This window comes from Nodosilinea sp. LEGE 07298, assembly GCF_015207265.1.
GTDB lineage: Bacteria > Cyanobacteriota > Cyanobacteriia > Phormidesmidales > Phormidesmidaceae > Nodosilinea.
On sequence record NZ_JADEXE010000221.1, the window covers coordinates 1 to 11,429 of the forward strand.

The 11,429-nt window shown below is 53.6% G+C and carries 12 protein-coding genes and 1 pseudogene; all 13 read left to right on the forward strand.

The genetic code is table 11. The annotated features are described in order from the left end of the window. The first annotated feature begins 278 nt into the window (after positions 1 to 278). Complete coding sequence (locus IQ273_RS35970; protein WP_397198549.1) at positions 279 to 731, forward strand: TniQ family protein; 453 nt, start codon at positions 279 to 281, stop codon at positions 729 to 731. A 150-nt stretch (positions 732 to 881) separates the two neighbouring features. Further along, positions 882 to 1,379 (forward strand): BrxE family protein, encoded by a 498-nt coding sequence (locus IQ273_RS23755; protein ID WP_194025629.1) that lies wholly within the window; start codon positions 882 to 884, stop codon positions 1,377 to 1,379. A 2-nt stretch (positions 1,380 to 1,381) separates the two neighbouring features. After that, positions 1,382 to 2,170 carry a BrxA family protein gene (locus tag IQ273_RS23760; RefSeq protein ID WP_194025630.1) on the forward strand — a complete coding sequence of 263 codons (789 nt, stop codon included), beginning with the start codon at positions 1,382 to 1,384 and terminating at the stop codon, positions 2,168 to 2,170. After that, a complete protein-coding gene (locus IQ273_RS23765; protein ID WP_313898220.1) occupies positions 2,151 to 2,741 on the forward strand; it encodes a BREX protein BrxB domain-containing protein in 591 nt (196 codons plus the stop codon). Before IQ273_RS23760 ends, IQ273_RS23765 begins: the two co-directional genes overlap by 20 nt. A gap of 32 nt (positions 2,742 to 2,773) precedes the next feature. Next, entirely contained in the window at positions 2,774 to 4,747 is a 1,974-nt protein-coding gene (gene brxC / locus IQ273_RS35485) for a BREX system P-loop protein BrxC (RefSeq protein ID WP_228053713.1), read from the forward strand. Further along, a complete protein-coding gene (locus IQ273_RS35490) occupies positions 4,650 to 6,407 on the forward strand; it encodes a hypothetical protein (protein WP_228053715.1) in 1,758 nt (585 codons plus the stop codon). Before brxC ends, IQ273_RS35490 begins: the two co-directional genes overlap by 98 nt. 9 nt (positions 6,408 to 6,416) lie before the next feature. Then, positions 6,417 to 8,474 carry an Eco57I restriction-modification methylase domain-containing protein gene (locus IQ273_RS23775; RefSeq protein ID WP_194025632.1) on the forward strand — a complete coding sequence of 686 codons (2,058 nt, stop codon included), beginning with the start codon at positions 6,417 to 6,419 and terminating at the stop codon, positions 8,472 to 8,474. Between the two features lie 143 nt (positions 8,475 to 8,617). Next, positions 8,618 to 8,884, forward strand: coding sequence for a hypothetical protein (locus IQ273_RS23780; protein ID WP_194025633.1), 267 nt, complete (start codon positions 8,618 to 8,620; stop codon positions 8,882 to 8,884). Positions 8,885 to 8,895: 11 nt separating this feature from the next. Next, positions 8,896 to 9,318, forward strand: coding sequence for a putative toxin-antitoxin system toxin component, PIN family (locus IQ273_RS23785; protein WP_194025634.1), 423 nt, complete (start codon positions 8,896 to 8,898; stop codon positions 9,316 to 9,318). After that, entirely contained in the window at positions 9,315 to 9,560 is a 246-nt protein-coding gene (locus IQ273_RS23790) for a UPF0175 family protein (RefSeq protein WP_194025635.1), read from the forward strand. The genes IQ273_RS23785 and IQ273_RS23790 overlap by 4 nt, the downstream gene beginning before the upstream one ends. A gap of 26 nt (positions 9,561 to 9,586) precedes the next feature. Then, positions 9,587 to 9,850, forward strand: coding sequence for a hypothetical protein (locus IQ273_RS23795; protein ID WP_194025636.1), 264 nt, complete (start codon positions 9,587 to 9,589; stop codon positions 9,848 to 9,850). A gap of 6 nt (positions 9,851 to 9,856) precedes the next feature. Beyond that, the gene (locus IQ273_RS23800) at positions 9,857 to 10,243 is read left to right on the forward strand and encodes a DUF6516 family protein (protein ID WP_194025637.1); all 387 of its coding nucleotides are present in this window, start codon (positions 9,857 to 9,859) and stop codon (positions 10,241 to 10,243) included. A 735-nt stretch (positions 10,244 to 10,978) separates the two neighbouring features. Then, positions 10,979 to 11,429, forward strand: a pseudogene (locus IQ273_RS23805) (BREX-1 system adenine-specific DNA-methyltransferase PglX); the annotation flags it as partial.

An 11,429-nucleotide genomic window follows, 5' to 3' on the forward strand; every position in this document is an offset into this window, starting at 1 on the left:
AGTTCAGCGATAGCCTCAAGGTGGGTTTTGAGTTGGGCTGCTTTCTCGGGGGTCATCGGTTAGGTCGCTAGGTCAACACTGGCATCCTCACCTATTTCAACCCTCCTTGCAAACCTGACATGCTCCCGATACATTGGCCGGATGGATGAGGTGCTGCGAGAGTCGGCGATTCGTGCTTTAAGTCAGGGGCACAAGAAGATTACAGAAGCGTTACTGAAAGAGGTGGCTGAGGAGTACAAGTGATAGTTGATGCAGGTATTCAGCCATGGTTGTTTGAGGTGGAGCCCTATGAGGGGGAGAGCCTGAGCCATTACTTAGGGCGGTTTAAGCGGCGGAACCATCTAACACCGGGTGGGTTAGGGAATATGGCTGGCATTGGGGCTGTGATAGCCCGTTGGGAAAAGTTTCATTTGACTCCCTACCCGACCAAGACCCAGTTCGAGGCGTTAGGAAGGGTGTTAGGGATTTTTCCAGAGCGCTTGTGGGGGATGCTGCCGCCCCATGGAGAAGGGATGCAGTGTGAGCCGATTCGGCTGTGTGGGGCCTGCTATGGGGAGAACCCCTGCCACCGGATTGAGTGGCAGTACAAGTCGGTGTGGAAGTGCGATCGCCATAAGCTCAAACTTCTCGCTAAATGCCCACACTGTGAAGCGAAGTTCAAAGTACCTGCTCTTTGGGAGGACGGATGCTGTCATCGTTGTAGACTGCCTCTTAATGGAATGATGAGATGATTTGGAGCTTATAGGTAATTGGAACGGACCTTTCATGGATCTGAGGAGAACTTAGCCATGACCGTTACAGGTCTGTGAGGGGGCAGAATGATGCATGCAGCCCTGTAGCATTCAGTTAGAGATGTCTCGGCCTTTACCCTCCTTCGTTATATGTCCGATTTGACCTTAGACCTTTATGGTCAACTGCGCCTTTTGGTGGGGTATCTAGGCGAAAAAGCCCAGGAAAATTGGTGGCCTACCGCATTCTTTGACGCCACCAGCAAGCTATTTTTAGAGCCTGTCGTGCCTCGTACAGTACGCCTGGCCCAATACAACGGCATCCATGAGGCCGCTCGGCGGCTCCACGATGAGCATGTGGCCGTGGGTGGCGTTTACCACCTCTTTCGGTTGCCCGAGGAAGTGGAGCAAGATTTGCAGCAGAGAGTTGTAGCGGCCCCTGAAGAGTGGTTTACGCCCCTTGTGAGCCAAGAGCAGGCTATGGCCACCTTAGAAACCCTGGCTGAGGCCCCCACCCCCATTGAATCAGGCCCCCAATCTCTGGGACAGTATTCTGAACTGTATTGCCCTGCTGGCGCAAAGGTTTTGGCTTGCCATTATCTCAGCGCCTTCCAGCAGAGCGTTCGCAGTTACCCCTATTTCACCCGTTAGCTGTGCCATTATCTGCTCCTTATACCGCTAAGTTACAGGCAGGGCTGGGTCTGGTTTCTGAAACAAAGTTGCTGCTACAGCTTTGGGAACCGGGCATGACAGTGCCCATGCTACATAGAGAAGCCCTGGAATCTGGACAGTTTCCAGGCATGACGGCTCGACGGCTACGCAATGTAGTGGTCGAGTGCTTTGCGCCGCGCTATCTCGCCGACAATGCGGCCCCGGCCCGACACCTGAAGCAATTGCTGCCAGCCCTGACCAACGAGGAGTTACTGCAATTTTTTCTACTGTTTACCTGTCGCGCTACGCCAATCCTGGCGGACTTCATTCGCCAGGTCTACTGGCCCCGTTACGAGGCTGGAGATCAGCAGCTGCACAATGAAGTCGCTCAAAGCTTTATCCAACGCGCCATTGATGACGGTAAAACGGCCAAACGATGGGCCGACTCTACTATTAAACGCATCGCGGGCAATCTAACAGGATGCTGTGCTGACTATGGTCTGCTTGAAGACGGGGTTCGTACTAAACGCCGATACCAGCCTGTGCATCTATCAAGCAGAGTAGCGGTCTATTTGGCCCACGACCTCCATTTCAGCGGCCTGGGTGACACCACCCTACTGCGCCATAGTGACTGGAGCTTGTATGGCCTGGCTGACAGCGACGTGCTCACTGAACTCAAACGGCTCTCTTTAGATGGCTGGTTTATGGTTCAGTCTGGCGGTGATGTCGTGCGCATCAGTTGGAAGTACCCAGATCTGGAGGCAGTTTGCCGTGTCCTTGCAGAAAGCTAAGCTAGACGCCGACTTTAAGGAGTTGGTGAACCGAGTGCGTCGGGGTCGAGAGCTGAGCAATGCCAGCTTTGAGCCGATCTACTATCTGGTGTTTCAGCCCAACTTGATTCTGGAGGTAAAGCGCCAAACTCCGGCCTGGGTGGCTCGCCTCAAAAATGAGGGCTGGAATGAGGTGCACTGTTTCTCGATCGCCCAGGCTATTCAGGAGATTTTGCAGCATGACCCTCGCCGGGCTCTGTGGTTAATGGCTGACGGTAAGGAGCCTCAGAATTGGCAGCGAACCAACGAGTCTCTGACGAACGCCCTACAGAATGGGAAAGCTATCCAGAGCAAGCTGGAGGCTCTGTTGCAGTCTTTAGATGGGCGCAAAGATGCCATCGTGCTGGTCACCGATTTAGAAGCCCTCCACCCCTACCTGCGCATTGGGGCGATTGAGAGTCAGCTCCAGGGCCAGTTCAGCGTGCCCACGGTATTTCTTTACCCTGGCAGTCGTGCAGGTAAAACAAGCTTGAAGTTTTTGGGGTTTTATCCCGATGACGGGAATTATCGATCAGTACATGTAGGTGGGTAGCTCGCGGTTTTTACAGGTAAGGCGTAAGGTTAATGACTATTAGAACTCTCTTTGATCCCAAGCGGGGGCTGGATCGGCCCATTGAAAAAGTGATCACCTTCGCGGCTAAGCAGGAGGCGCGGCTGAAGGCAGAGATTTCTGAATACGTCGTCACCGATAGCATTGAGGATCAGTTTCGCAAGCTGCTGGAGCGGATGCAGCTGGCGATGGAAGCGGGCGGTGAGAATGAAACCGGGGTCTGGGTCTCGGGCTTCTACGGCTCTGGCAAAAGTTCGCTGACCAAATATCTAGGCTTTGCCTTTGACAATCGCGTCCAGCTCGATCAGGTGCCGTTTCTCAAATATTTGCAGGATCGCTTCAATACTCCCCAGGTGAAGGCACTGCTGGGCACCGTTGCTCAGCGATTCCCGGCGGCGGTGGTCATGCTAGATCTGGCCAGCGAGATGCTGGCTGGAGCCACCATGGAAGATGTTTCGACGGTGCTCTACTACAAGGTGCTGGAATGGGCAGGCTATTCGCGCAATCTGAAGGTGGCTACCCTAGAGCGCAGAATTGAGCAAGACGATCGCATTGAGGAGTTTGAGGCGACGGTCAAAGCCCAAATACCGGGGATGACCTGGGCCGATATCAGAAATGACCCTTTGGCGGTGGATGCTCTGATTCCGCAGCTGGCCCACGAGATGTATCCAGCCCTGTTCCCCACCCCAAATGCCTTTAGCTCCAGCACAGACGGGTTCTTTCAGTTCGAGAAAGACCGCGTCAGCGAGATGATTGACCTGATTCGGCGCAAGAGCGGCAAGCAGCACATTCTATTCATCATTGACGAGGTGGGGCAGTACATCGCCTCGCGAGACAACCTGATTTTGAACCTGGATGGCCTGGCTAAAAACGTTAAGGGCCAGGGAGATGGCAAGGTGTGGATCGTGGCGACGGCCCAGCAGACCCTAACCGAGGACGACCCACGGGCATCTCTAAATTCTGACAAGCTCTACAAGCTCAAAGACCGCTTCCCTATCCAAGTTGACCTGGAAGCCAGCGACATTAAAGAGATTTGCTATCGTCGCCTGCTAGGCAAATCGCCCAGTGGCGATGATGCCCTGGGGCAGCTCTTTGATACCCATGGCCAAGCGCTGCGCCACAATACCAAGCTAAAAGACGCCAAGTTCTATAGCGCCGACTTCGATCGCACCACCTTCATCAACCTCTATCCCTTTCTGCCTGCCCACTTTGATATTTTGCTGAGGCTGCTGGGGGCATTGGCCAAGTCTACGGGGGGTGTGGGCCTGCGTTCAGCGATCAAAGTTATTCAAGATATTTTGATTGAGGAGCACAATGGTCACCCGCCGGTCGCCGATCGCACGGTTGGCTGGCTGGCCACCACGGTCACCCTCTACGACTCCCTAGAGAAAGACATCCGGCGAGCCTTCCCCTCGGTTCACTATGCCGCTGAAACCACCTGCACCTTTTACCGCGACAAGCCGCTGCACCAGGAGGTGGCCAAGTCGATCGCGGTGCTGCAAATTCTCGGCAACCTGCCCATCACGGTCGAGAATGTTGCCAGTTTGATGCATCCGGCAGCGGATGGGGTATCTCGGCTGGAGCCGGTGCGCCAGGCGGTTGAAGCAATGCTCCAGGAGCCCCAGGTGCCCCTGAGCGAGAAGGAAGGCGCACTCAGCTTCTTGAGCGAAAAGCTGCGGGAAATCGACGTTGAGCGATCGCAGATTGCCCTGCGTTCCGTCGATGTTCGCAGCATTCTCAATGGAAGCCTGCGGGACAGCTTTGACCCCCTGCCTCGGGCCACCCTGCTGGGCAGCTTGCAGGTGGTTACGGGGCTAAAGGTGCTCTCTGGCAGCAGTGTCCAGGGGTTGGCGGGCGACCAGCATCCGGTGCAAACCCTGGTTTGTAGATGTGACCGAATACGATGCAGTGCGCTCGGCCACGGTGGAAGAGTCGCGGCAGCGGCAGGCCCAAACTACGATCTATGCCCTGGGGCGCACCGATCCTGAGGCCCAAGACCTGACTGAAGAAATCTACCGCTGCCAGCGGATTGATGAGCTTTACCGCAATGACCCCGACCAGGAAGTGCGGGACTACTGCAAAAACCAGCAAGATCGAGCCGAGCGTCTCAAGATCACCCTCCAGCAGAAACTTCAACAGTCTCTCTATGGCGGCTCCTTTATCTTTCGAGGGCAAATGACCGGAGTGTCTACCCTAGGTCAAGACCTGTTGGAGTCGGCCCGCAAGCAGTTGGGCGGGGTGGCAGAGCAGGTCTTTGACCGCTACGGCGAAGCGCCCACTCGGGTCGAAACCAGCCAGGCCGAGAGGTTTCTGAAGCAAACTAATCTGTCGGCTATTACCTCAGCGCTGGATCCTCTGGATCTAGTGCAGGTGGTGAGTGGGCAGCCCCAGATTCAAACCAGCCAAAAGGCCATTGTCAGCATTCGCGACTACATTGATCGCAACGGCACGGTCGAAGGCAAGCGGCTAATCGACCATTTTGGCGATCCGCCCTTTGGCTGGTCGCCGGATACCCTGCGCTACATTTTGGCGGCCATGCTGGTGGCTGGAGAAATTACCCTGAGAATTTCGGGCCGGGAAGTCAAGGCCGTGGGTCAGCAGGCCATTGATGCCCTCAAAACCAACAAGAGCTTTGGCAAAGTTGGGGTGGGCCTGCGAGATTACAAACCGCCGATGGAGGTGCTGGGGCGGGCCTGTGAGCGGTTGACCGAGCTGATTGGCGAGTCGGTTATTCCCCTAGAGCAGGAGATTTCTAAGGCGGCACTGAAGCAGTTTCCTAAATATCAGCGAGACTTTAGCCCCCTGAGCGCTAAGCTCGCTGCCCTAGGAGTGGCGGGGGCAGACCGGCTGCGATCGCTTACAGACGAACTGGCAGAGGTGCTGTTGTCCGATGCCTCCGATGCCCCCGAGCGACTGGGGGGTGAAGACTCGGCCCTGTACGAAAACCTGAAGTGGGCCAGGGAAGTGGCCAAAGCCCTTGACAATGGCCTGGAAGGCACCATCCGTCAGCTCCAAGAGCATCAGCGAGAGATTAAGCAGCTCCCCAATACGGGGGTGACTGGTCAACTTCAGCAGGAGCTAACGGAGGATCTGAGCTATCTAGAGCAGCGGCTAAACCGGGATGACTTTTACAGCCACGGTGCAGAGTTCAATACGCTGCTGACCAAGATGCAGACTGGCGTGCGCGATGCAGTCAATGCGCTGAGTGAGCAGCAACAACAGCGGGTGAAGCAAGGGGCCAAGGATCTAGAACTGCTGCCCGACTGGCAGGCCCTGACTGAAGAAGAGAAAAACAACATTCGCGCCGAGCTAGACAAACTGCTGAAGGGCTGCCCAGACAATCTGGCTGGCCTGCGCGATCTGATTGGGCGGGAATATTCCCTGAATATGACCGTGGAGCAGCAGAAGGGTAAGATTCAGCAGCTTGCCATTCAGCGACGGCAGGAGCCAGCTCAACCAGTTCCCATCGCTGGAGGCTCCAGTGTCCGAGAACTTGTCACCAGTTTTGAGCGGTCTTTAACGGTCCCGGCTCGGATTCGGTCTGTAGATGAGTTAACCCGCCTATTGGCTCAGCTACAGCAGATTAAAGATTCCCTGGGAGGCTATGCCAAGATTGACATCTCCATCAGTATCCAAGAGCAGGAATAACAGAGTTCCATGGCGTTTGACCAAACGACTCGTAACCGACTACAGCGGTTTGTCAGCGATGGGCGATCGCTGCTAACCGAAGAGTTCACCCGCCAGCTTCAGAACGACTATGGCTTAGATCCAATCGCTGGGGAGGTGACGATACTAGAAAACCTGGCCCACCTGGACGATGGGCGGCGAGAGACAGCCCGCATTTTGCGGGCTACGTTAGCGCACTACCAGGCCAGCAGCCCAGATGCCACCGTCAAAGACCTGCTAGAGCGAATTGTGCGAGAGCAGGCGTTTACGGTGCTAAACCGACTGGCGGCGCTGCGCATGGCCGAGGCCCGCGAGCTGCTGATCGAATCGGTGGCGGCGGGGTATAGCTCCAAGGGGTTTCAGCTTTACGCCCGACTGGCGGGTACAGGGCTGGGAGAAACGGGCGAGGCCTACCGCTGTTACCTGTTTAGTGTGTTTGATGAGCTGGCGCTGGATCTGGCGGTGCTGTTTGATCGCTTTTCGCCCATGGGGCGGCTGTTTCCCCGCGAATCTGCCCTGCTGGACTTGCTGAAGCTGCTGAATGACCCAGAGCTGGCCGACCTGTGGGCTGAGGACGAAACCATCGGCTGGATCTATCAATACTTCAACTCCAAGGAAGAGCGGAAACAAATGCGGGATGCTTCGGCAGCGCCCCGCAATAGCCGAGAACTGGCCGTTCGCAACCAGTTTTTTACCCCCCGCTACGTGGTGGAGTTTTTGGTAGACAACACCCTGGGCCGCCTCTGGTACGAAATGACCCAGGGCGAAACGACCTTGAAGGAGAGCTGCCAATATCTGGTACGACGACCGACAGAGATTTTCTTGGCAGAGGGGGAACCTGCTCCAGAGCCAACCGATACAGAGGAGGAGTTGAGCCAGGCAGACCTACTGAAGCAGCCAGTTCATATTCCCTTTCGGCCTCTGAAAGATCCTCGGGATCTGCGGATGCTCGACCCGGCCTGCGGCTCAATGCATTTTGGCCTCTATGCCTTTGATCTGTACGAGCGCATCTATGGGGAAGCCTGGGAACTAGAGCAGCAGTCTCGACGGTTGAAGCGCAGCGGGGAACTGAAGCCGCTGGCGGAAACCTACGACAGCAAAGAGGCCTTCCTGCGAGATGTGCCGCGTCTCATCATTGAGTACAACATTCACGGCGTAGATATTGACCCCCGTGCGGCTCAGATTGCGGGGTTGTCGCTGTGGCTGCGATCGCAAAAAAGCTGGCAAGCCCAGGGGCTCAAACCCAAAGATCGGCCTCAAATTAAGCGCTCTAACATCGTCTGTGCCGAGCCAATGCCCGGTGAAGAAGCACTACTGAGCGAGTTTATTGAGACCTACCTCTCTGCCACAGCGGAGCAGCAGCTGGTGGGGCAATTAGTGCGGCGGGTGTTTGCCGCGATGACGCTGGCTGGGGAAGCAGGATCGCTATTGCAAATCGAGCGTGAGATCAGCGCGGACATTCAATTAGCCAAACAGCAGTGGCTCAATCGCCCTGCCGGTGAGCAGCTCAAGCTGCTTGAGCTAGAGACCGATCAACCCAGGCAGCAGAGCTTGCCCCTGTCAGTGGATGACATTACCGATGATCGCTTTTGGCTCAAGATCGAAGACGAAATCTACACTGCCCTAGAGCGCTATGCCGCTACCGCCGAAGGGGCTGGACGGTTTCAGCGGCGGTTGTTTGCTGAGGATGCCGCCCGTGGGTTTGCTTTTATTGACCTGTGCCGTAAGCGCTACAGCGTCATGCTAATGAATCCACCCTTTGGGGCCGGGAGCCTGCAAACCAAGTCGATGCTGACGGCAGCCTACCCGCGCACCAAAAATGATGTCTATGCCGCCTTTGTGGAGCGGGGGCTGCAACTGCTGGAGGTGGCGGGCAACCTGGGGGCAATCACCTCGCGGACGGGATTTTTTCTGTCGTCGTTCCAAAAATGGCGGGAGGAGATTTTGCTAAAAGAGGCTCAGCCGACGGTGTTTGCTGACCTGGGCTATGGTGTGCTGGATGCGGCTATGGTAGAGACAGCGGCCTATTGTTTGTCAAAGGTTGCCTGAGCATTTGCTAAAAGGAGAAATTCACGATACCAGAACTCAGTTGCTTACGTGTCAAGTGTGAAGGCACAATTTCTGTATAGCCTTACCTACCGCACTCATACTGAGCTATATCTCGAAGAGTTTAATGTTGACTGGAGCCAACTATGAATTTAGAGCAAGTGGTTACCGAAAAGTTTAGAGATCTGAGACCTAACCAACAGCAAGATGTTTTAGCGTTTATTGAGATCTTGCAAAATCAGGTTATTAGCACACCCACAGAGGTAGAACTGCGTGAAGCGGATGAAATTATCGCTAGGGGTATTGCCCGTGCTCAACAGGCATCTCATCAATCTCCAGAGATAATTTGGCAGCGGTTTGACATGATCCGTCAGCGGATGGCTGAAAGCATCAATACGCCTCGACAAGAGTAAAGGCAGTTGCTGTGCTCAAAGTCGTTATAGATACTTCAGTTTTTGTCGCTGGAACGTTAAGCCGAAATTCTGAATCGAGTTCTTTTCAGCTTTTAGAAAGATGGAAACAAGGTTCATTTATATTAGTCACCTCTCCTCAATTGCTTAGAGAGCTTGTGATAGTGCTTAGGCGGCGGGGAATCTCGGTTACTGTTGTAGAGGAATTAATCGAAATCATCAGCCTAATTGCCCTCAAGATTCCAGGTGTTTATGAAACAACTATGCTCGATGACATTGATCCAAACGACAATATGTTCATTGCCGCTGCCTATGAAGCAAAATCAGATTTTATCATTTCTCTAGATAGTGATCTACTGAATCTAAAATACTCTCATGGCACACAAATTATCACACCAGCAGCTTTCCTAGAGTATTTGGGAGAGCAATGCCAATGAGCTTAGTAATCTCAGATGACGTTCTTAGGGCCATTGGCTTATCTGAAGCTGATCTTTTACTAGAAATAATTGTCCTTCTATTTCAACAAGAGAAGCTGAGTTTGGGTAAAGCTAGTGAAATCCTAAAAATGCCTCAAATCTGTTTTCAGAGATTGCTGGCTGATCGCGGAATCTGTGTTCACTATGATGTTTCTGATTTCCAGGAAGACTTGCAGTATCTCAGGGGAAAAGGCTGTTTATGAGTTCTATTTGGTGAAGGTAAACGCCGATGAATAATCAACTGATTGACGGCCTAGTTCAAACCATCCTATCACTCTCGTTAGAAGAGCGCCAATTACTGCTGAAACGCATTCGAGAAGCGCAAACCCGTGACGAGATTCACGAAAAGCTGCATCACTACGAACAGCAGTATGGCATGACCAGCGAACAGTTTTATCAACAGTTTTTAACGGGTGAGCTAGGAGATGCTGCCGATTATGTTGATTGGGCAGGCTTCTACGAAATGTTGCAGCCCCAGCCAGTGGCAGGCTAAACCAAAATGTCTCCCACTGACTATCTGGCGATCATTAAGGAAACTCTAATCCGCAGTCCAATCGTGCAAGAGTGGACGATTGTTAACGAAATAGCCCTGTCAGATCGAGGGCACTTCCGAGTGCGACTGACGTTAGCAAATGGGGATTTTGTCGAAGCATCTGAATTTTTCTACATCCGTAATGATGGCATTGAGCAACAGCGCTATCGCTATCAGTGGATGGATGCCAACCAACAGCAGCTCAAAAAGCGCTGGGATAATGCTCCCCATTTCCCCAACATCGAGACTTTTCCCCACCATGTGCATGTCAATCAAGAAAACAATGTCTTACCTAGTCAGATGTTCGGCATTCCTCAACTGGTTACCCTCCTAGAACAAGAACTCTCACCCTGAGTTGAAGTTGTCAGGGATCAATGCCCACAGTTCACAGTCCACTTTCTGCCCGCTGCCCACTGACAACTGCCTACTATGAATACCCTCTTCTTTCGCCTCCTCGACGCCGAAGACAAAGGCACCGCCCTACAAGAAGCCATCGCCGCCCTGCCGCAGAACCCAACACCAGAAGCATTCGCGGTGAATCCTGAGTCATTTGAGCAAGTGCCGGGAGCGCCATTCCCTTATTGGGTAAGTCCTAGAACACTTAGCCTTTTTGTTTCTTTAAACAAATTAGAAGATGAAGGAATTCATGCTCGTCAAGGTGGCGTAACAGGAGACGATTTCAGGTGGCTGAGAATAGCAACAGAGGCTTGTCTAGAGACTAAATATACTCCTTTCGCTAAGGGAGGCTCGTTTTCACGATTCTATTCAGATATTTATCTTTGCCTCCGGTGGGATTTTGAGAGGCAAACATTCTTCGCGTTTACTGGGCTTCCTCATAGACCTTCATTAAAACCAGCTTCTTGTAAGTACTACTTCCGTGCTGGGCTAACTTACCCGTTGAGAACAAACGGATTAAGTATCCGAGCTTTACCACAAGGATGCGCCTTTAGTCATAAAGGACCATCAGTTTTTATGAAAGGTGATGATCCCGAATCCCTAATGGCTGTTTGTGCCTTAATGAACTCATCCACCTTTAACTCTCTTGTTGCTTTACAGTTAGCAAGGACTGAACTTGCCCAATCTTTTGAAGTGGGCCTCCTTCAACAAACTCCTGTCCCGCCTCTTACCAGAAGTTCTACTGCTAGTCTTTCCACCCTCTTCCATCGCGCCTGGTTCCTCAAACGCAACCTCGACACCATCACCCAAACCTCCCACGCCTTCATCCTCCCCGCCCTGCTGCAAGTCCAGGGTGCCACCCTCAGCCAGCGTGCCCAAGCCTGGGCCGCCACCATCGCCACCACCGAGCAAGAGCTAACCAAAATCCAAGCCGAAATCGATGCCCTGGCCTTTGACCTCTACGGCATCAGCCCCGAAGAAGTCGGCGCAAACAATCCTCTGAGCGCAGCCGCAACCGCAGACAGCCCCCCGAGCGACATCGAAGAGGAAGACGAAGACGACACCACCGAATCCGCCGATCTCCCCTCCCTCGTCTATGGCCTGATCGAATACGCCCTCGGCGTTGCCCTCGGTCGCTTTGACC

What these genes read in the sequence shown, in the direction of transcription:
- IQ273_RS23775 (WP_194025632.1), top strand. Translation starts at nt 6,417, where the DNA reads ATGGCGTTTGACCAAACGACTCGTAACCGACTACAGCGGTTTGTCAGC.
- IQ273_RS23795 (WP_194025636.1), top strand. Translation starts at nt 9,587, where the DNA reads ATGAATAATCAACTGATTGACGGCCTAGTTCAAACCATCCTATCACTC.
- brxC (WP_228053713.1), top strand. Translation starts at nt 2,774, where the DNA reads ATGACTATTAGAACTCTCTTTGATCCCAAGCGGGGGCTGGATCGGCCC.
- IQ273_RS23780 (WP_194025633.1), top strand. Translation starts at nt 8,618, where the DNA reads ATGAATTTAGAGCAAGTGGTTACCGAAAAGTTTAGAGATCTGAGACCT.
- IQ273_RS23755 (WP_194025629.1), top strand. Translation starts at nt 882, where the DNA reads ATGTCCGATTTGACCTTAGACCTTTATGGTCAACTGCGCCTTTTGGTG.
- IQ273_RS23800 (WP_194025637.1), top strand. Translation starts at nt 9,857, where the DNA reads ATGTCTCCCACTGACTATCTGGCGATCATTAAGGAAACTCTAATCCGC.
- IQ273_RS23790 (WP_194025635.1), top strand. Translation starts at nt 9,315, where the DNA reads ATGAGCTTAGTAATCTCAGATGACGTTCTTAGGGCCATTGGCTTATCT.